Source organism: Pontibacter burrus, assembly GCF_010686685.1.
In the GTDB taxonomy this organism is placed as follows: Bacteria; Bacteroidota; Bacteroidia; order Cytophagales; family Hymenobacteraceae; genus Pontibacter; species Pontibacter burrus.
Window position 1 is genome coordinate 51,404 of record NZ_JAAGWD010000007.1, and the last position, 19,665, is coordinate 71,068.

Consider the following 19,665-nt stretch of genomic DNA (forward strand, 5'->3'; position numbering starts at 1 on the left):
TTTTATCTGTTGATATCGATGTTACCTAAGGCTCTTTGAAGGTCCAGTTTGCTGGACAGCACATTATATAATGAGTTGTAGTAGTTAAGCTGAGTAGTGCGCAGTTCGGTTTCGGCAACCACCAGGTCTACATAAGCTTTCACCCCTTCGTCGTACTGCAGCTTTATGATCTCGTACACTTCTTCGGCCATTTTCAGGTTATTCTGCAGAGTGCGCCACTCTTCGTAATCGCTCTTATAGTTGGCCAGTGCGGTCTGGTATTGTGTGTTCAAAACGCGGCGGGTATTCTCGATCTCAACATCAAGGCGTTCCTCTTCCAGTTGCGCGATCTTTACGTTCTGCCACCTTCTGGTTCCCTGAAAAATAGGCAGCGACACCTGAAGGCCAACTCCCGAAGTAGGATAGTGCTGGTTGTAAAGGCTTGCGATATCGTTGTTGAAGTATAGCAGGTTATAGTTGCCAAACGCAGAAATGGTTGGTAGGAAACTCCAGCGGTTATAGGCGGTGTTGAGGCGCAGCAGCTCGCGTTGGGTCTGCAGTTGCTGCAGCTCTATTCTGTTTTCGTATGCCAGCAGTTGGGTGGTATCTACCTGCACGGCAAGCTCCATGCGGCTATAGTCGTAGGCTAGCTTCAGTTCTTGGTCTACCGGGTAGCCCATCAGTTGCTTTAGATAGGCAATACCGGCTTTAATCCCCTCCTGCGCACGTTTGCGGTCTGCCCGAATGTTGGCAAGCGTAATGGCTGCACGCTGGTAATCAGTTTTATCTACCAGGCCCACTTCGTAGCGGCTGCGGGCATCGTTGTACTGTTTTTCCTGGCGCACAATGTTCAGGTCCAGAATGCGGAGCTGCTCCTGCGTAAGCAATACATCAAAAAAGGCCTTGCTCACTTCCACCACCGTAGTTATGCGGGTATCGGTGATCTGCTGATCCAGCAACACTCTTCTGGAGCGCGCAGCGCGGGAGGCAAGCAGCAGGTTGCTGTCAAAAATATTCTGGGTAGCCTGCAGCGAAAGATTGGAATTGTAGCGCTGCCCGATGGTCATGATCTGATCGCCGAAGGGCTGTTGCTGCCTTTTGATGTTGAATGTACCACCCAGATTGGCAGAAATCTGCGGAAACCAACCCGAAAGGCTGGCTCTGATCTCTCTTTCTCCGATGGCTTCATCAATCACTGCCTGCTCTACTGCTGCCCTGTTCTCGAGCGCATAGTTCACGACCTGCTCCAGTGTCAGGCTGTCGGTTGCCGGTGCGGGCTTGCTTTGGGCAAGCAATACTCCCGGTGCAAACAGGCAGACTATAAGCAAAAGTTTAAATTTGGTTAGATTCATTCTGGGTTCAGTATTCAGTATTAAATGATGTTATTAACGGAGAAAAAATACATGGCTGACAACAAACCGAAAACTTTATTTTCTATTCATTTAATTCTATGTCAGGTTTTTACCTATAGTTGTTTAAACATTAGTTATACTATAGTTAAACGATAGCCTACAGCACTTATGCAGCCTGCTTCATACCATCCCAAAGCAGTTCCGGAATCTGCCTGAGTTCACGTTCCTGCAGCGTAATCTTATCCGAGCCAGCCAGTTTTACTGCCGTAATAATGCTGCTGTTTGCCAGCGTAGCCAGAATTTTAGGGCTTACCTTCTTCAGCTTTCCTTCAGTTATGCCGCGCTCGAAGAATGCGATGAACAACGAAAAAAAGTCATCCTGCTCCAGCGATGGCCTATCGGCACTATAGGGTGAATTCAGGAATTGCTCAAAAAACTTCAGCACATTCGGCTGCCTGGTGTAAAAGGTAAAAAGCCCGAACCACAGGTTGAAGAAACAGTCTTTGAAAGGTATTGTTTCGCAATTTTCTTCACTTATTACCTGGATGGGCTTCTGCTGGGCGTATGCGAACAACTCGTGGATGAGCTGGTCTTTACTCTTGAAGTAATGATAAATGGTACCGGCTGCCACTCCAGCCCGCTTTGCGACCATACTCATAGGTGTACCGTGGAATCCGTTTTCACGCACAAGCTCCAGGGTACTCTCAAATATGGCTCTCTTTTTATCGGCAATCGGCTCCATGCTTTCCAATTGAATGTTCATTCGGATTTACAAAGGTAACAGGGCAAAGCCTGCCATAAAAGCAATTTCGTCGTAAGGTTGGATTTCCGGGGTAAACTGCAGAAATAATGGTACTAAACCGGATCAGTAACAGAAATCGTAAATATAGCTATAGCACATTTATTAACTTAAACTATAGCACCATGGCACTTGCACATAACTTACATAAACCCCGGCGTGTGAACAGCGCCAATAATCCGGTCTGGATGGATGCCCTGCGTATATTACTCGGGCTGTTCCTGTTTGTGAAAGGTATCTTTTTTTTGGAGCACACCACCGATGTTTTCTACATTTTTGGTTCCGGGCAGGAGTTTATATCAGCCGGCAAAGCACATTTCTTAACCAGTGCAGTTCATATAGTTGGTGGACTGATGATCGCATTCGGCATGCTGACGCGCCTGGCACTGCTTTGCCAGATCCCGATTCTGTTAGGCGCACTGCTTATTGTAAACCCGAACCGCAGCAGCGGCATTAGTGTAGATAATTCCGAACTGGTACTTTCGCTGGTAATCACGGCCCTGCTTCTGTTTTTCATGTTTGTTGGCCCCGGCCGCTATTCTGTAGATAATAAGATTCTGCGTCCTAAACCGAACGAGGAACTATAAACAACCATTTACTACCGATAAAAGGGTAACATGTAGCAGTACAGAGCGCTACAGTACCAGGGTGCACAGGCAAATACATGAGCAGTTAAAATAAATCGATCCGTATCAACAGGCTGATACGGATCGATTTTTTAGTAACTATAGCTTATCACCCTCCTGTACGGTTAAGCTCTTCCAGGTTATTTCTGCGGCGCTCTTCCACATTCTGGCCTTTGCTGAACTTATACCGCAAAGTAAATGTGGCATTACGGGTTCTGAAGTACTGGTCAAAATCGCTTACGCTGCCATCATCCAGCTTGGTACTCAGCACCAGGCTCTGGCTCTTAAAAATGTCGTTTACGTTAAGGCTTACGTCCAGCTTATCATTCAGGAAGCTCTTACGAATTCCGCCACTCACCCACCAGCGCGGTTCAATAATGTACAGGGCATGCACCGTTTTGCTATAGTAGGTACCGTTCAGCTCCAATCTGTATTTGCGTGGTAAAGCTATCGTGTGGTTCGATTGCAGCATGTAATAGATCTGATCGTTGATCACCTGCCGCTTATCAACTATAACACTGTTCTCATTATAGGCCAGCACAAAGGTATTGTTGGTGTCCCAGTTCTTCATGATTTTAAACGGGGCCAGCAAAGTCATGCTGATACTGCGCATATCGTTTACATTACCCACATAATAAACCGTGGTAGTATCTTCCGGTATAATTTGCACCAACTCGGCAATTACGTCCTGGTTGTGCTGGTAGCTCAGGCCTAAACTATAGGTTTTACGGAACAGCTGTGTAATGCCCACTGAATTGGTAAATTGTGGGCGCAGCTCGGGGTTACCCAGCCAATAAGTATACTGATCGCGGTAGGAAAAGAAAGGATTCAGGTGGCCATAGTTAGGGCGTTGTATGCGGCGGCTATAGTTATAGTTTACCTCATAGTTATCACTGATCTTGTGCTGCAGGAAAATACTCGGGAACAGGCTCAGGTAATTGTGCTTGTCTATATCTTCGGTTGTCACCAGCTCCCCTTCCGATACCGTTTGCTCGGCACGTAAGCCGGCCTGCAGTGTCAGGTTATCTTTCAGCTTGCCATTCCAGTTAGCGTACGCTGCATAAATGGTTTCGTCATAAATAAAGTGATTGGTTCGTCTGGCATCTGGCACAGGCACCGGTCCATTGTTCAGGAAAAACCGGGAGTCGGCATCTGAAACAACTTTACTTGCTTTAAGCCCCAGTTCCAGTTTCTGGCTATTAGGCAATGGTTTCACAAAGTCCAGTTTGGCGGCATAAATATCAAATCCGCTTGGGGTTTCTGTGTACCACAGGTCCTGCCGGCGTGGTGCACTTGCGCCAATAAAGGTTGTATAGTTATAGAAATTGGCGTGCCCCCTATTAGTGATCCGCACATAGTCAAGGTCAAAGTTAAGCGCCGTACCCAGCGTGTCAAATTTGCCGGCGTAATGCAGGTTTCCGGTAACATTGCTGAAGCGGTTGGTGTTATAGTTGTCGGCTTCTACAAAAAGGTTATAGTTGCCGGGCGTATTACCAATATAGGTATCGGTCAGGAAGTCGGCATTCAGTTTATTTGTCACGAAATATCCCATAAAGCCAACACTGTGCTTCTCGTTCAAACTATAGTCTGAGCCCAGGCGAACAGCTGGTGGCCCCTGCACCACACCATTCGACTCGGCTGTCTGGTCAAAATAAGTGGTGGTACCTTCATCCTTAAAAACGCGCGTAAAGGTGGCTTCCCGGCCAAAAACCCTGCGAGCCATATCCAGGTTCAGGAACGAATTCCAGTCACCGGATTTATAGTTGATGCTGCCCGTTGTACTATAGCCAAAATCAGTTCCGTTATAGTTTCCACCTGCTGATATGTTGCCATTCAGGCCAAAAAGCGTGTTCTTCTTCAGGTTGATGTTCAGGATGCCGGAAGTGCCTTCAGCATCGTAGCGGGCTGATGGGTTTGTGATAATCTCGATGTTTTTGATGTTCTCAGCAGACATAGACTCAAGCAGCGAGCGCAAATCACGGGACGACAAATAAGTAAGTTTGCCATCAATCATCACAGTAGCGCCGGACCTGCCGTTTAGCTGGATATTGCCCTCCTGGTCTACAAAAACGCCCGGCGAAGTTGCCAGCACATCAAATGCTGTTTTCCCCGTTGCCAGTGCTGTGCCTTCGATACTCACAACCAGTTTATCGGCCTCCTGGGTTATAGTTGGGCGCAGGGTTTCCACGGTTACTTCTTTCAGTTGCGTGGTGGCAGGTGTAATACGGATGGTACCCAGCTCAAGTGCCGGCTTTTGTGCTGTAACCTGTAGTTGTTTAAGCGTTTTGGTCTTGTAGCCCACAAAGCTGATCACCAGTTGGTATGCACCTGGCTGCAGGTTTGCAAACTGAAATACTCCCTGCGCGTCGGTCATTTTTACGTCGGCTGTCTGACTGGTGCTTTGGTGCAGCAGGGCAACGGTTGCGAATTCAACAGGCTTGCGGGTAAGGGAATCGGTGAGTGTTCCGGATATTTTACCTGCAGCTGGCGGGTTACTTTGTGCCAATGCTATAACAGGTAAGCTTAGGCAAAGGCATAGACATGCCAGCAAAAGCAGTATACTTTTTTTCATAGTGAAAGCTCTAAAGTGTTTTGACAGGTGTTGCTCTAAAGACAAGTGCTTTTATAAACGGTTGCACCAGTTGAGAAAAAAATATGCAGGCTAACTATAACAGAGTAAACTATAGTTCCTTCAAAATAAAACCGCCTGCTCTATGAGAGCAGGCGGTTTTATTATAATTCATTAATATACTGGGGTTAAGAACGAATTCTATAGTTTACAACTATAACTTACCAGTTTAGTGGCGGCCGTGTAGTAGCACCAGGCATCATACGGCAATCATCAGGAAATCTGAAGAATGGGAAATTATGGTTTATATCGCGGCGTAAAATGGTAACCTTTTTCTCACTTACCCCTGATACATCAAAAAAGCCAATCACCTGTTCATTAGCGTCAGAAGCATTTTTCATATTCCCCTTTACCTCAGCAGGTGGTGGGTCGAATACAGTACCAGTACTGTTCTTCTGCTGCTCCAGTATCCGGAAGTAGTTAAAAGCATCTGCAGAAATAGCGTGCTGGTAAACAGTAAGTTTGTTTTTTACACCCAGGTATTTCTCAAAGGGCAAGAATAACACTTCCTTATTCCGCACTTTTTGTCCGTTAGTCAGGCGGTCATCGGCAACCTTTAAGAGCTCCAGCTTTTCGCTTAAAAAACACTGCACACAACATTCCTTCGGATCAGGGTACCCGGTCATCGGATTTATAAAATCCCAGGGCTGTGTATTTATTTCATATTCAGTTTCAAACGACCAGCGCATATAGTCCTTCCTGTCTCCGGGATCCTTGTAATCCACCAGCACCTGGTAGCCAGGTAGTAGCTGTTTTTCACGATCTCCCTGAAAAGCAAAGGTCTGTTCATCTACCTCAAAATGGACCGAGTCGATCGGAAGTGCCTTGAGCAACATGACAGGTTCGGATATATATTGTTTTCCGCCAACATGTATGTTGAGCGTGTAGGTATGGCCAGGTATACCATAGGCTTGTTCGGAACCGTACCCCTGACAATAGTAGCCGGCTTTGTCATATTTAAAAGGATAGTACTCTCCTTCGTCGCTGGTAATAAAAACAAGAGCTTTTTCCTCAAAAGAATTGTATGGCACAGAGTGCGGCTGTGAGTAGCTCAATCGAACATAGTTTAGCTTCGACAGATTGGTAAAGTAGGCTTCTACTACCAGGTGTTTACGTTGGGTATCCAGATCAACATCTACCGGATCAATGCATCCCATCAGGAACACAAGTGCTATTGATAAAAACCGTTTCAGCATATCGGTTTAGAATTTAACATTAACGTTTACAGAAGGGATTGGCGCACCAATAATGGAGAGTTTATAGGCACTTGGTGGTTCGCCATAGTGGTGCTGGTAAAGCATTGAATAAGCATTTTTGCGACCATACAGGTTGTATATAGAAATACCGCCACTATATTCTACTTTACCTTTTTTTATCGGCTCCCGGTTTAGCGATACATCCAGGCGATGATAATCAGGCATACGCTCCTGATTTCGGCCGGAATAGTTTGCATAAATCTGCCCCTGATACCAATACCAGGAGTCAGCGAGCGTAACCGGGCGGCCGGTAGTATAATTAAAATTGGCAGAGAACTTCCAGTTTGGCCACAGATGGTAATCCGTAAATATGTTCAGGTTAACCGGCTTGTCGTAGTTGGAAGGATAAGGATCTCCATCGTTTATAGTTTCCGCCTCTGTAGCACCTTTTATCTGGCGCATTGAGCGGGAGTAAGTTAAGCTAACCCAACCTCTTAAGCGGCCCAGATTCTTTTTTATCATCCACTCCGAGCCATACGCATACCCATCTCCAAACAGCAGGTCTGATTCCAGGGATGGGTTCAGCAGCAATGTGGCGCCATCTTTATAGTCTACCTGGTTGTAGAGTTTTTTATAGTATACTTCCCAGTTATACTCATACATGCTCTCCGGGTCTGCCTTAAAATATCCTATTGAAAGCTGATCGGCAATCTGAGGTTCTATATGCTGGTTCGACAATTTCCAGACATCTACAGGAGTTATGGCAGCTGTGTTGGAAATAAGCTGGATGTACTGGCGGGTGCGGCTATATCCGATCTTTATTGATGATGAAGGTGTAAGGCTGTATTTTACAGATGCGCGAGGCTCTAAGCCCTGGTATGATTTAACTATATTTCCTGAGCCAAAATACAGAGTGTCAATAATGGCCTGTTCACTGCGAGGCTCACCTTCGGCATACACATAAGTGGTAGCAGGGCCAAGTTTGGAAAAGTGTGAAAACCGTAGCCCCACCGAGAGAGACAACTTCTCGTTTAGTGTTATTTCATCATTAATGTATACAATCTGCTCGTACCCCTTTTCCTGCTGGAGAGTACGCGAATTCAGGCTCGAGGTGCCTGAAGGAACCAGGTCGCCGGGATCGATCACATACAAAGAGGACTCCCCTCCAAAGTCGATCTGGTGGCCGGCCATACCAAAATAGCCAAAGCTGATCTTTGCCTGGGTAAGGTCAACCCCAGAGTTCAGTTCAAACTCCTCACCGGTCGATAACCCTTCTACCTTATTTTTGTAAATGCTTTTAATCAGGGTTACATCGCCGGTAAAATTATTGCTGAACAGGTGGCTCCACTTCAGGCTGCCCAGCGTGTTGCTCCATTGGTAAGTAGTATCGTTCGGGAATTTAAAACCATCGTTACTATAGTATCCCGAAAAACTTAAACTGTTGTTCTCATTCGGTTTATAGCGTAGCTTCAGGTTCCCATCATAAAAATGGCCTGAGCTGTTCTGTATATTTCTGCTCGGAAACAGCTTCATAATATAGTTCGGATAAGCTCCGCGAACTGCAGCAAGCATGGTTACTTTCTCAGATAAAGGTCCATCCATACTGAACTTTCCTGTTATAGGTGAAGCCCCAATCTCGTATTGCATTTTGTCCGGGTTACCGTCGCGCAGGCTCACATCCAGAATAGAAGAAATCCGGCTGCCGTAGCGTGCCGATATACCACTGCGGTGCAACACAAAACTTTTCAGGATATCAGGATTATACACTGAGAAGAATCCGAAAAGGTGGTTGGCATTAAACAACGGCGCATCGTCCATCAGCACCAGGTTTTGGTCGGCGCTACCGCCACGCACAAAAAAGCCGGACGTTCCTTCGCCTGCACTTACCACACCGGGCAACGAGGTAACCGTTCTGAGCACATCGGCTTCGCCAAGCAGTTTTGGCATACGCGTCATCAGCTTCTGGTCTATAAAAGTGCTGCCCATGTGGGTAGAGTTCTGGTCAGTTACCTGCCGGGCAGTTACTTCTACCACCTTCAGGTCAAAATTGCGGTTTATCAGCGTAAACTCTACCTCCTTGTCGGCATTTAGAGTTACACTTTCACGGAAAGGCGCCATCCCGATGTATTGACAAGTTACTTCATGGGTACCTGCCGGCAGGCTAACCATAAACTTGCCCTGCTTATCTGAAAGGACAGTCTTACCGTTACTGAAAACCAAAAAAGCGCCCTCCAGTCTTTCGCCCCAGGCACCTTTAACAGTCCCTGACAATCGATACTGCCGTTCGCTGGCCTGCTGGGCTAGTACCTGCTGTGATACGAAAAACAAAAGCACCAGAAACAATCGTTGGAGCATATAAGCGGGAGTTTAGAATTGAAAGACCAGGCAAATACAAGTTTAAACAATAAAAATACAGATTTATATAGAATATAAACTATATGCATTACGGAATTTATACACAAAAGCTGACGGAGCGGATTATTAACTCACAAAAAATGCATGTTTGAGCCTCAAGTTGTTAGCACCACTTTGCCAATCGTTTTACCCTGCTGGAAAAGCCGGATAGCCTGGTGCATAGCTGAGAACGGGAAAACCTGCCCAATGTACTGCGGCGTCAGGTTAAGGTCCTGTAGTTCGCCCAGCAGGCGGTGCATCAAGTCTGTTTGTTCGTACAGGTAAATAAGGTTAAAGCCCATCAGGGATTTATTTTCGGTAGGCAGGCGTAAAGGGTCTATTTTAGGCCGGCGCAGGAAACGCCAGATAAGCCTGGGGTAGTTTGGTTTGGCAGTATGCGTGGTAAAGCTGGCATTTCCGTACACCACCATGCGGCCCATGGGTGCAAGCAGGTCCCAGCCTTGTTTCAGGATATCCCCGCCAATGCATTCCATTATCAGGTTCAGCGGCCTTCCCTGTAAGGCATTCTGCAGTTGTCTGGTAAAGTTATCATCCCGCACAATCACTTCATCATAGCCTTCCGAGTTTAACAGGAAATCAGCTTTACCCGGATTACCAACCGTACCAATTGTATGGGCACCAAATGCTTTACAGATGCGGTTAGCCAGAATACCAACTCCACCTGCCGCACTATGTATAAGCACTGTTTGGCCTGGCTGCAGATCGCCCAGCTGCCTGAGCGCATAGTAAGCCGTAAGCCCCTGAACCAGGTAGCCTGCTCCCTCTTCAAAACTCCAGGTATCGGGTAATTTTATTACATAGCGCTGGTCGATGCAGATGTGCGATACATACCCTCCAAATCTGGTAACCCCCATTACCTTATCGCCTACCTGCCATGCCGTTACCTGCTCCCCTACTGCTATAATTTCGCCTGAGAACTCCAGGCCGGGTATAAAAGAACCACTTGGTGTTGCACTATAGAGCCCCTGCATCGCAAAAATATCTGCAAAGTTTAGTCCGACCGCTTTTACCTGCACGCATACTTCCTCAGACGCGGGTGGCGACAGCGTTTCGGTCTGTAGCTTTAAGTAGTTAATGGAACCGGCACGCGGCATACGGTACACCTGGCGTTGAAGCATAAGCTATAGTTCTTATCTGTTAAGGAACACTAATCCGCTATTGCACCAGGCACTACACAACTATAGACGGGGTTCTCCTTGCCAAAACGGCAAATAGCAGAAAATAAAGATAGCGTTATTGTTAATTTCTGCAACTACTTTTCTACATCCTGTTCTATAGTTAGCTGAAAATTACTAACTGCCTACGCTGCCTTAAACTACAAAACGCAGCACCACCCGAAGTTCAGGCAGTGCTGCGTTTTAAACTATAGTTTCAACGAAACCGAAAAGCGGAATTGTTAGCCTATTCGTACAGAGGTCATCGTAAGCGAGCCACCTACAGCTTTATCGTTAAAGAAGGCAACATCGTCTTTGTCGGTTTTAAGACCCAGGGTATACATCAGCGGCCAGTAATGTTCCGGGGTTGGAATGGCCAGCATCGCTTCTTTGCCAAGCTTCTCGTACTTTATCAGTTTATCGTGGTGACCGTTGCGGATCAGGTCTTTAAAAGTGTTGTTGATCTGAATCGCCCAATCATAACCATACTCGTTGTCATTGAGTTTATCCCAGGCTACCATGCGCAGGTTGTGTACCAAGTTGCCACTGCCCATGATCAGCACGCCTTTTTTGCGGAGCTGCATCAGTTGCTTAGACAAGTCGTAATGATACTGCGGACCTTTGGTATAGTCTATACTTAACTGTAAAACCGGAATATTGGCTTTCGGGTACATATGGCGTATCACCGTCCAGGCACCGTGATCCAGGCCCCAGTCGTGGTCCATTTCTACATTGGTTGATGTAATAATAGATGCCGTTTCCTTTGCCAGTTCCGGGCTTCCGGGTGCATTGTATTGTACATCAAACAAGGCCTGCGGAAATCCACCGAAATCGTGAATGGTCTTCGGAAAATCCATGGCTGTGATGCGGGTGCCCCTGCTCAGCCAGTGCGCCGAAACAACCAGCACTGCTTTTGGTGTTGGTATTTCTTGGGCAAGTTTGCTCCAGTACTGACTGAATTCATTGTCCTCGATGCCGTTCATGGGCGAGCCGTGGCCCATAAACAATACCGGCATCAGCTGATCCTGCTCATTGAGGTTATCTGTAAATCTGTTAAATGCTGATAAAGTGGTCATGCCTGCTACTCCTGCTACTAATGTCTTAATGAACTGTTTGCGTTTCATATCTGCAGTTCTGTTTTTAAAATCGATGTAAATATATGGCAGTTGTTCTGCACTTTACATTTACAAAGGTAGGCCAACCCAAACTGCTTTTCATTGACATATGTTAAGAAAGCACGAGCAACTAATATGGCAGATATCAGCCAAACTCTTTCGGAAACTATAGACATAACTATAGTTAAGCCTTTTCGCGGACGGCTATAGTTTATACTTTTGTTTTATCAGCTCTACCAACGCTTTTTCTTTGGCTGCATCTGGTTGGTTGGCTGCAAAGTATTTCCATACACCATCAATGTAGATGAGAAGCAATTCGGCTTCGAGTTCAGGCTGGCTATAGTTAAGATCTTCGAAACATTCGGTTAGGCGCAGCAGGCAAGGACGCATAAAATTCTCGTGATACCTCGATGAGATCGGATTCAGGGGCATGATCTTGTACTGCATCCGCCAGAAATCAGGATTGGAGCGCGTCAGGATGATGGGCAACTCTATCATGCTGGCAATGTATTCTTTTGAAGACAGCCCCGCCAGTCGCACCGTAGTTTCGCGAACTATAGCCTGGTAGGCTTTCTTCATGATCTCCTCCAGCAACTGGTCTTTTGTACCGAAATGTTTAAAGATCAGCGCCTCCGAGGTTTCGGCTTCTGTTGCAATGGACTTAGTGGGTGTTGCCCTTACGCCGTTCTCAGTAAACAGCCTGAGGGCAGCATCCAGTATGTCCTGTTTCTTACTCATTTATAGTTTAACTGTGATTAAACGCGCTCCAGGATAACGGCATAGCCCTGCCCTACACCTACGCACATGGTTGCCAGCGCATAGCGTTTGTTCGCTCTTTTAAGGGATAAAGCGGCACTGTATGTAATACGTGTACCCGACATGCCCAGCGGGTGACCTAAGGCAATGGCGCCACCGTTTATGTTTACGCGCGCATCATCATCTGCCAGCCCCAACGCACGTGTGCAGGCCAGGCTCTGGGCCGCAAAAGCCTCGTTCAGCTCGATTACATCCATGTCATCTATAGTTAGACCAGCCCGCTGTAGCGCTTTTTGGGTAGCCGGAACCGGGCCGATGCCCATGATGCGCGGCTCCACACCTACTACTGCCGAGCTCACAATGCGGGCCAGCGGCGTCAGGTTATACTTTTCTACCGCTTCACCAGATACCACATAAGTTGCCGCCGCTCCATCGTTAAGGCCAGATGCGTTCCCTGCCGTCACCGTGCCGTCAGCCTTAAACGCGGGTCGTAGTTTTGCCAGCGTCTCCAGCGTCGTATTCGGTCGAATGAATTCATCTTCCGTAACTATAACCGGATCGCCTTTGCGCTGGGGTATCGTAACCGGCATTATTTCTTCTGCCAGCGTACCGTTCTTTTGTGCCTCAGCAGCTTTGCGTTGCGAGTGGAAAGCAAACTTATCCTGATCTTCGCGCGAAATGTTGTACTTTTCAACCAGGTTTTCGGCAGTAACGCCCATTGGGTCTACGCCGTAGGCTTCCTTCATTTTAGGGTTCACAAAGCGCCAGCCAAAACTAGAATCTTCCATTTTGGAATCCGTACCAAAGGCTTTGCTTGGCTTGGATATGACCAGCGGACCGCGCGTCATGTGCTCTACACCGCCGGCTACAAATACATCGCCATCGCCCACTTTAATGGCACGGGCTGCGTTAATGATTGCCGACATTCCGGAAGAGCAAAGCCTGTTCACCGTTTCGCCCGGAACTGTATAAGGTAAGCCAGCCAACAGCGCAGCCATGCGGGCCACGTTGCGGTTATCTTCGCCGGCCTGGTTGTGGCACCCCAGAATCACATCGTCAATATCTTCTGCAGGGATGTTCGGGTTACGGCTCACCAGTTCTTTGATCACCATTGCCGCCAGGTCATCGGTACGTACTGCGGAGAGCACGCCTCCCAAACTGCCGACTGGTGTTCTGATACCATCTATAATATATGCTTCTCTGTTCATGATCTGTATGTTTTACTTTGTTGCAGCTTTAATTCTTTTTGAGTTGACCAGCTAAAAAGGCCGTGGATACAGAAACTCCCAATCCGATCAGACAGCCAAGGGTTACGGATACAAATCTTTCCACCGCCGACCAATAGCTTTTGGTTTCCTGTTCGTGCAGCACAACAATTATGAGTGCTACCACGGCCGTTCGGGCCACGTTCATCAGGTTAAAAAAACGGCAGATGAGAATGGCAAGCCCAATTCCCAGCACCATCATCAGGAGTTCCGGCACAGGCAATAGAAAGCAGAGTAAACCTACACTCGACCCGATCAGGTTAGATTTCACCCGCTCTACTGTTAGTTTCGGAGAGTCTTTTACTTCCGGTGCAAGTACCAGAATAATGGAAAGTATGGTCCAGTACAGTTCGTATTGCGGAAAGGTCAGGTACAGGGCATAGCCGATAAAGAAGCCTACCGTACACCGGATGGCATACAACACTACATCCGCACTAAGCATATATTTTGTGTCTGCCATGAGCTGCTTTATAGTTTGGTTTCTATCTTAACGTGTCACTTGTTTCCGGACGCTGTTAGCCTTGCTGGGCTGTTTGTGTTAACTGCATTCAACTATAGTTTAAACTATTGCCATACTCATCCCTGCTTATAATTCATGAATTAACCAACTAGCAAGTAACTGCTAACTATAGTTGAAGCGGCAGGTGTATTTTATGCTGATGCCTGCGCTTCCAGCTTCTCTACAAAAGTGGCTGAGGTTTTTTCCCTTACTTCTTCCAGTGTAGCACCGGGCATCACCTCCGTAAGTGTAAGTTTCCCGTCAATAAATCTGAAAACTGCCAGTTCTGTAATAATCATATCAACAGCTTTTGGTGCCGTTAACGGTAGCTTACAAACCGGAACAACTTTGGGAGACCCGTCTTTATTTGTATGCTGCATGGTAATGATGAGCGTTTTAGCACCCGAAGCCAGGTCCATAGCGCCACCCACCCCTAACAACTGCTGACCAGGCACAGCCCAGTTTGCCAGGTTGGCCTGCTCATCTACTTCCAGTCCACCCATTACGGCGACATCCACGTGGCGGCCCCTTATCATGGCAAACGAATCGGCACTATCGAAATAGCTTGCGCCAGGTAATGCCGTTACCGGAATTTTACCTGCATTTACAGGGTAGTCCATAGCGCCGCCACCATCCGTTGGGGTTGGCCCTACGCCCAGCATGCCGTTCTCAGTATGCATCACAATGCCGTCTTCCGGTGTTATCAGGTCTGCTATTAGCGTTGGGATGCCGATACCCAGGTTTACCACATCGCCCTTCTTCAATTCCTTTAAAGCACGACGGGCCATATTCATGCGTTTCTCATCTACTTTCTTAGACGATGCCACAGATGCCGAGGAGCCAAGATCTTCCAGTGTAAGCGTGGCCTGCACCAGGTAATCGACATAAGAGCCCGGCGTATGTATGTGCTCCGGCTCAATCTCTCCGACAGGAACAATTTCTTCCACTTCGGCAATTACAATATCGGCCGCTGTAGCCATGGCGCGGTTGAAGTTCTGTTCCGTCATGCGGTAGCTCAGGTTGCCGGCCGTATCTGCTTTCCAGGCACGCACAAAGGCCACATTACCCCGGATGCCTTCTACAAATACCTGCTCCTGCCCTTTTATTATTTTGGTTTCACGGCCTTTAGCAAGTTCTGTTCCGGCAGATGTTGGCGTAAAAAACCCACCAATACCAGCACCGCCTGCCCTTATGGCTTCTGCCAGAGTGCCTTGCGGTAACAGTTCGTATTCCACTTTACCTTCCTGGGCAGCTTTTACCGCTTCGGGATTACTGGTAAAAAACGAACCGATCATTTTACTGATCTGCCCGTTGCGCAGCAAAAGGCCACCGCCAATACCGGCCTCGCCAACGTTGTTCCCAACAAAGGTCAGGTTCTTAGTGCCGGTCTCTGCCAGTGCGTGCATCAGGTGCACCGGGTTGCCGGTCATCCCGAAACCGCCCTGTAAAAGTATATCGCCATCTTTAACCAAAGCAACTGCTTCTTCAAGACTTATCTGTGGTACTGATTTCATATGCTTAGGAGTAAATTTTTAAATAGAAGTCGCCTTCATTTTTCATAAAATAGAGCAGATTTTTGGCAAAGGCTTCCGGCAGTTCTACACTGGATAAATGGTTGGCATCAATACACTCGTGCCGCGCCTGCGGAATACGTGCCGCCATAAATTCACCGTCAGCAGGAGTTGTTACTTCGTCTTGCAAGCCGCTGATAATAAGTACCGGAACCCGAAGATCCTGTAGTTGATTTCTGAAGTCTGCATCGCGCACGGCAGCACAGTTAGCCGTATAGCCTCTCACCGGATTCTGCGCGAACTTCTGAAGAATGGCATGTACTGTTTCCGGGTGCTCCTCTCTGAACTTAGGCGTAAACCATCGTTGTTCAGTTCCATCCAGAATGCTTTCCAGGCCATGTTCCTTTACCTGCTCTATCCGATTGTTCCAGCCTTCTACTGTTCCGATTTTTGCGGCTGTGTTAGCCAGTATAATCTTCTTAAAGCGCTGCGGAGCATAGATGCCCAACCACTGCCCGATCAGCCCTCCCATCGAAAGGCCGCAGAAATATACTTTTTCAAGTTTCAGATGATCCAGTAATTCCAGCACATCCTGTCCCAGTTCGGCTATAGTTACTTCATCGGCTTCTATGGTGCTTTGTCCGTGGCCGCGCGTGTCGTAGCGCAAAACGTTATAATCGTTTCCAAGTAACTCTACCAGTTTGTCCCACATGGTGTAGTCGGTGCCCAGCGAGTTCGAAAGTACAAGCGTGTCTTCCATTCCGGAATCTTGGAAATTGTAGAAGCAGGTATAGTTGGAAAGTTTAATTGTTGACATCTCTGTAAGAAACTATAGTTTAGACTGCTCCATTTCAGGAAGCGTTCGTGCATGGCAGTGTTACAAAGTGCATGATGGCGACAGTACAACTGTAGTTTGTGGTACTGCCGCCAGTTAATGCCCGCTTATCTTGGTCCGTGGGTTCTTTCTATTTCAGCGTCAAACACGCCGGCTTTTTCTTTATGAACCACAAAGTCGAAGTCAATGGATGCAAAAGGCTCATCGATATTGAATTTCTCTTTTGCTTCTGCTTCGGAATATCGGGTAATGTGCGGCACCAGGTCTTCGCGGGTAGCAAAGGCAAAATCATCCCAGATCAGCGGATCGCCTTCTATATTGATCTGTGTAGTGAGCTTGCGGTAGCCGGGTGCAGTTACAAAGAAGTGGATATGGGCAGGACGGCTGCCATGGCGGCCAATTGCCTGCAGTAACTGATCGGTACAACCACCCGGAGGACAACTATAGCCTACCGGCAGAATGCTTTTGAACTTATACCTTCCTTCAGCATCTGTAATGATGGCACGACGCAGGTTAAAAGGAGGCTGAGAAGAGTCGAAAATAGAATACATCCCTTTTAGGTTGCAATGCCATACTTCCACTTTTGCATTTGGTATTGGGTTGCCTGCGTCGTCTTTTACCTGGCCCTGCATGTAAAGTCGCTCGGCGCCAACTTCAGGCTCAGTTTCCAACTCCGCATACCCCACCGATTCAGGTGAGCCTGGCACATAAAGCGGACCTTCTATAGTTCGTGGTGTACCGCCTGTAATGCCTGCTTTGGCCTCGGCCTCGTCCATGCGCAGGTCCAGAAAATGTTCCAGGCCAATGCCAGCTACAACCAGTCCCCATTCATTGTTACGACCAGTGTTGGTCATCCAATCTACAGCTTTCCAGATCTCTTCGGGTTGTATATCCAGGTCCTCAATGGCGTAAAACAGGTCGCGGGTAAATCTGTTAACAATCTCTTTTATGCGATCAGAACCTTTGCTCGGATCTTCAGTTGATTTGATCTTTTCGATAACAGCGTCAATCACAGCTCTTTCCATGGTAGTTAAGTTTTAGTTATAGTTTGTTGATTTAAGGTGCTGGGTTAGTGTGCTTCTTCTTCGTTTTTAACAGAAGAATAATGTTGGCAGAGGGCGGTCACTTCTACATCCATGAATGGGTAAAGCGGCAACGACATCAGGATATCGTGCAGTTCTCCGGCACTGGCTACATTAAAAATGCTGATGTTGGCATACTTACCGGCTATGCGCCAGATATGTGTCCATTTGCCCTGTCGTTGCAGATCCTGTGATAGGGCTTTTTCTTTGGCTTTCAGATCATCCACATAGTCCTTGTCCAGGTCCAGTGGGATGTTTACCGTCATGTGCACGTGAAATAACATACCTTATTTTCTTTTATATTTTTCTACCTGATTCATATCCAGCTCAATGCCAAGGCCCGGACCCTGTGGAATCTCCATCACGCCGTTTTCATACCTTATACGTTTTGTAACGATATCATCGGTAAGCAACAGAGGTCCAAAGAGTTCGGTGCCCCATTCTAAGTGAGGGAGTGTGCTGAAAACATGGGCCGATGCTACCGTACCAATCGTACCTTCAAGCATGGTGCCACCATACAGGCTGATGCCGGCGCCCTGCGCAATGGCTGCCTGCTTCTGAATGTTGTTTAAACCGCCTGCTTTGGATATTTTAAGTGCGAACACGCTGCCGCCACCAATCTTAGCGAGTTTAAAGGCATCCGAAACGGTACCAACAGCTTCGTCGGCCATAATCGGCACCCGGAAGTATTGGGTCAGCTTGGCTAGTCCGTCGAAGTTGGTTTTAATGATAGGTTGTTCAATCAAGTCGATTCCGGCATCCTGTAGTTTGGCAATTCCCTGTTTGGCAAGGCTCTCAGACCAGGCCTGGTTTATATCTACCGTGATCTTTACATCCGGACCAACTGCCTTTTTGATAGCTGCCACATGGGCAATGTCCAGGTTCGAGTCTTTTCTGCCGATCTTTAGTTTAAAAGTGTTGTGGCGGCCATTCTCCAATAGCTCCTGGGCTTCCTGTATGTCTTTTTCGGTATCGCCGCTGGCAAGGGTCCAGAGTACAGGTAAGGTTTGTGTTACAGCCCCGCCCAGCAAGGTTGCCACCGATACGCCCAGGCGTTTGCCCTGTGCATCGAGCAGCGCCGTTTCTATGGCTGACTTCACAAACTGGTTGCCTTTTACCTGGTATTCCAGCTCGGCCATCAGGGCGTTAATGCAGGTTGCTGATTTACCGATAAGCAAGGGCGCGATGTAGGTGTCGATGGTGAACTTCATGCCTTCCGGAAACTCATCGCCATAGCTCAATCCACCTATAGTTGTGGCTTCGCCTAGTCCTTCTATGCCATCGCTGCAGAACAGCCTAACAATAACTATAGTCTGGTTGCGCATCACAGCCATCGACAAATGGTGCGGCCTTATGGTAGGCAGGTCAACAACTATAGTTTCTATTTTCTCAATATGTGCGTCTTTCATAAAAGTGGCCCCGGTAAATGCAACAACTAGTGAGTATACGCTCACCAGGGTAAGTGTTTACTTACTATTAGTACAAATTTACTTGGATTGCCACCCCTAGGAGTAGGACATTTCGGTTAAAAACAAGACAAACCGGACATTTCAGGCTTAGTTTGCCTTCATTCCTATCTGTTTGCGGAAGGCCACAGGGGTTTGGCCGGTGCGTTTTCGGAAGAGCCGGGTAAAGTAGGCTGGATCATCAAAACCGAGGTCATAGGATATGTCGGCCACGTTCATGTTAACTTCTGAAAGTGCTAGCTGCGCCTCAGTTATAAAGTAATCGATGATAATATCTTTAGGTGATTTACCGGCTATAGTCCGGCAGATGCGGCTCAGATGGCCAGTGGAGATAAACAGTGCGTGGGCGTAATCTTCTACCGTTTTCTTGTATGATCTGTATTCTTTAATCAGCTGCTGAAATCTGCGGTAATAGACCTTGCTGATGTTGCCGGCGGAAGCGATAGCAGTCTGCCCACCCAATGAAATGCGGTATAGTTGCACGAGCAGTTGGCCCACCAGGTACTGTAACATCAGCAGACGACCGGGTAGCTGGCTTTTGTATTCCTGTACGCATTTTTGCATGGTGGCATATACCTCTGCAGTAGCCTGGTCTGCATCAATAACAGGGGCAATATGAATCTGATCCATACCAAATACCACTTCTGCTTCGCGCTGCAGCATATGTTCGAGTACCGTATCAGCCAACGTAATGATCCAGCCGCTCACTTCCCCCTGGTGCAGAAAACCGTGTTCCAGGTTTTTAGGAACAACTATAAAGGAAGGGGCATCTATCGTTACGGTATTCGAGCTGTAATGGAATATGGTAGTCCCCGCTTCCACTATAAAGATCTGCAGCAGGTTGTTGTGAGCATGCAGTTTTACCTGGCCGGCGTGCTGCTTCCCTATCTCCCCAAAGGGGTGCACATTTATCAAACCTTTAGCAAATTCGATGGTATTGTTGCCGTAAAGCCCTTTATAGAATTTCTTGTGGATCATGCTACATG

At 47.4% G+C, this 19,665-nt stretch carries 17 protein-coding genes; 1 reads left to right on the plus strand and 16 read right to left on the minus strand.

Annotated elements, in window-relative coordinates; genetic code table 11:
• Window positions 1-2: 2 nt before the first annotated feature.
• Complete coding sequence (locus GXP69_RS15340; protein WP_163915972.1) at window positions 3-1,331, minus strand: TolC family protein; 1,329 nt, start codon at window positions 1,329-1,331, stop codon at window positions 3-5.
• Between the two features lie 166 nt (window positions 1,332-1,497).
• Complete coding sequence (locus GXP69_RS15345) at window positions 1,498-2,094, minus strand: TetR/AcrR family transcriptional regulator (RefSeq protein ID WP_235925758.1); 597 nt, start codon at window positions 2,092-2,094, stop codon at window positions 1,498-1,500.
• A 161-nt stretch (window positions 2,095-2,255) separates the two neighbouring features.
• Here GXP69_RS15345 and GXP69_RS15350 point away from each other — a divergent pair, with 161 nt between their 5' ends.
• A complete protein-coding gene (locus tag GXP69_RS15350) occupies window positions 2,256-2,717 on the plus strand; it encodes a DoxX family protein (protein WP_163915973.1) in 462 nt (153 codons plus the stop codon).
• Between the two features lie 148 nt (window positions 2,718-2,865).
• On the opposite strand, the gene GXP69_RS15355 is transcribed toward GXP69_RS15350, so the two are convergent.
• The 14 genes from GXP69_RS15355 to GXP69_RS15420 all read right to left on the minus strand — a co-directional run bounded on the left by GXP69_RS15355 (window position 2,866) and on the right by GXP69_RS15420 (window position 19,657).
• Entirely contained in the window at window positions 2,866-5,328 is a 2,463-nt protein-coding gene (locus GXP69_RS15355) for a TonB-dependent receptor (RefSeq protein WP_163915974.1), read from the minus strand.
• Window positions 5,329-5,546: 218 nt separating this feature from the next.
• Complete coding sequence (locus GXP69_RS15360; protein WP_163915975.1) at window positions 5,547-6,581, minus strand: DUF4249 domain-containing protein; 1,035 nt, start codon at window positions 6,579-6,581, stop codon at window positions 5,547-5,549.
• A 6-nt stretch (window positions 6,582-6,587) separates the two neighbouring features.
• Window positions 6,588-8,936 carry a TonB-dependent receptor gene (locus GXP69_RS15365; RefSeq protein WP_163915976.1) on the minus strand — a complete coding sequence of 783 codons (2,349 nt, stop codon included), beginning with the start codon at window positions 8,934-8,936 and terminating at the stop codon, window positions 6,588-6,590.
• Window positions 8,937-9,091: 155 nt separating this feature from the next.
• A complete protein-coding gene (locus GXP69_RS15370; RefSeq protein ID WP_163915977.1) occupies window positions 9,092-10,114 on the minus strand; it encodes a synaptic vesicle VAT-1 family membrane protein in 1,023 nt (340 codons plus the stop codon).
• 278 nt (window positions 10,115-10,392) lie between these two features.
• Window positions 10,393-11,226: a 4,5-DOPA-extradiol-dioxygenase gene (gene ygiD / locus GXP69_RS15375; RefSeq protein WP_163916151.1), complete on the minus strand. Its 834-nt coding sequence runs from the start codon at window positions 11,224-11,226 to the stop codon at window positions 10,393-10,395.
• 243 nt (window positions 11,227-11,469) lie between these two features.
• Window positions 11,470-12,003 (minus strand): TetR/AcrR family transcriptional regulator, encoded by a 534-nt coding sequence (locus GXP69_RS15380; protein WP_163915978.1) that lies wholly within the window; start codon window positions 12,001-12,003, stop codon window positions 11,470-11,472.
• A 17-nt stretch (window positions 12,004-12,020) separates the two neighbouring features.
• Window positions 12,021-13,229, minus strand: coding sequence for a 3-oxoadipyl-CoA thiolase (pcaF, locus tag GXP69_RS15385; RefSeq protein ID WP_163915979.1), 1,209 nt, complete (start codon window positions 13,227-13,229; stop codon window positions 12,021-12,023).
• Window positions 13,230-13,257: 28 nt separating this feature from the next.
• Window positions 13,258-13,746, minus strand: coding sequence for an FUSC family protein (locus tag GXP69_RS15390; protein ID WP_163915980.1), 489 nt, complete (start codon window positions 13,744-13,746; stop codon window positions 13,258-13,260).
• A gap of 191 nt (window positions 13,747-13,937) precedes the next feature.
• Complete coding sequence (locus GXP69_RS15395; protein ID WP_163915981.1) at window positions 13,938-15,299, minus strand: 3-oxoacid CoA-transferase; 1,362 nt, start codon at window positions 15,297-15,299, stop codon at window positions 13,938-13,940.
• Window positions 15,300-15,303: 4 nt separating this feature from the next.
• The gene (gene pcaD, locus GXP69_RS15400; RefSeq protein WP_163915982.1) at window positions 15,304-16,113 is read right to left on the minus strand and encodes a 3-oxoadipate enol-lactonase; all 810 of its coding nucleotides are present in this window, start codon (window positions 16,111-16,113) and stop codon (window positions 15,304-15,306) included.
• 125 nt (window positions 16,114-16,238) lie between these two features.
• A complete protein-coding gene (catA, locus tag GXP69_RS15405; RefSeq protein ID WP_163915983.1) occupies window positions 16,239-17,156 on the minus strand; it encodes a catechol 1,2-dioxygenase in 918 nt (305 codons plus the stop codon).
• Between the two features lie 44 nt (window positions 17,157-17,200).
• Window positions 17,201-17,497: a muconolactone Delta-isomerase gene (gene catC, locus GXP69_RS15410; RefSeq protein ID WP_163915984.1), complete on the minus strand. Its 297-nt coding sequence runs from the start codon at window positions 17,495-17,497 to the stop codon at window positions 17,201-17,203.
• 3 nt (window positions 17,498-17,500) lie between these two features.
• The gene (locus GXP69_RS15415; RefSeq protein ID WP_163915985.1) at window positions 17,501-18,622 is read right to left on the minus strand and encodes a muconate/chloromuconate family cycloisomerase; all 1,122 of its coding nucleotides are present in this window, start codon (window positions 18,620-18,622) and stop codon (window positions 17,501-17,503) included.
• A 147-nt stretch (window positions 18,623-18,769) separates the two neighbouring features.
• Complete coding sequence (locus GXP69_RS15420; protein ID WP_163915986.1) at window positions 18,770-19,657, minus strand: AraC family transcriptional regulator; 888 nt, start codon at window positions 19,655-19,657, stop codon at window positions 18,770-18,772.
• Between the last annotated feature and the right edge of the window lie 8 nt (window positions 19,658-19,665).

Excerpts from the sequence above, each read along its gene's own strand:
- GXP69_RS15340 (WP_163915972.1), bottom strand. The coding sequence starts at position 1,331 with ATGAATCTAACCAAATTTAAACTTTTGCTTATAGTCTGCCTGTTTGCA.
- GXP69_RS15345 (WP_235925758.1), bottom strand. The coding sequence starts at position 2,094 with ATGAACATTCAATTGGAAAGCATGGAGCCGATTGCCGATAAAAAGAGA.
- GXP69_RS15350 (WP_163915973.1), top strand. The coding sequence starts at position 2,256 with ATGGCACTTGCACATAACTTACATAAACCCCGGCGTGTGAACAGCGCC.
- GXP69_RS15355 (WP_163915974.1), bottom strand. The coding sequence starts at position 5,328 with ATGAAAAAAAGTATACTGCTTTTGCTGGCATGTCTATGCCTTTGCCTA.
- GXP69_RS15360 (WP_163915975.1), bottom strand. The coding sequence starts at position 6,581 with ATGCTGAAACGGTTTTTATCAATAGCACTTGTGTTCCTGATGGGATGC.
- GXP69_RS15365 (WP_163915976.1), bottom strand. The coding sequence starts at position 8,936 with ATGCTCCAACGATTGTTTCTGGTGCTTTTGTTTTTCGTATCACAGCAG.
- GXP69_RS15370 (WP_163915977.1), bottom strand. The coding sequence starts at position 10,114 with ATGCTTCAACGCCAGGTGTACCGTATGCCGCGTGCCGGTTCCATTAAC.
- ygiD (WP_163916151.1), bottom strand. The coding sequence starts at position 11,226 with ATGACCACTTTATCAGCATTTAACAGATTTACAGATAACCTCAATGAG.
- GXP69_RS15380 (WP_163915978.1), bottom strand. The coding sequence starts at position 12,003 with ATGAGTAAGAAACAGGACATACTGGATGCTGCCCTCAGGCTGTTTACT.
- pcaF (WP_163915979.1), bottom strand. The coding sequence starts at position 13,229 with ATGAACAGAGAAGCATATATTATAGATGGTATCAGAACACCAGTCGGC.
- GXP69_RS15390 (WP_163915980.1), bottom strand. The coding sequence starts at position 13,746 with ATGGCAGACACAAAATATATGCTTAGTGCGGATGTAGTGTTGTATGCC.
- GXP69_RS15395 (WP_163915981.1), bottom strand. The coding sequence starts at position 15,299 with ATGAAATCAGTACCACAGATAAGTCTTGAAGAAGCAGTTGCTTTGGTT.
- pcaD (WP_163915982.1), bottom strand. The coding sequence starts at position 16,113 with ATGTCAACAATTAAACTTTCCAACTATACCTGCTTCTACAATTTCCAA.
- catA (WP_163915983.1), bottom strand. The coding sequence starts at position 17,156 with ATGGAAAGAGCTGTGATTGACGCTGTTATCGAAAAGATCAAATCAACT.
- catC (WP_163915984.1), bottom strand. The coding sequence starts at position 17,497 with ATGTTATTTCACGTGCACATGACGGTAAACATCCCACTGGACCTGGAC.
- GXP69_RS15415 (WP_163915985.1), bottom strand. The coding sequence starts at position 18,622 with ATGAAAGACGCACATATTGAGAAAATAGAAACTATAGTTGTTGACCTG.
- GXP69_RS15420 (WP_163915986.1), bottom strand. The coding sequence starts at position 19,657 with ATGATCCACAAGAAATTCTATAAAGGGCTTTACGGCAACAATACCATC.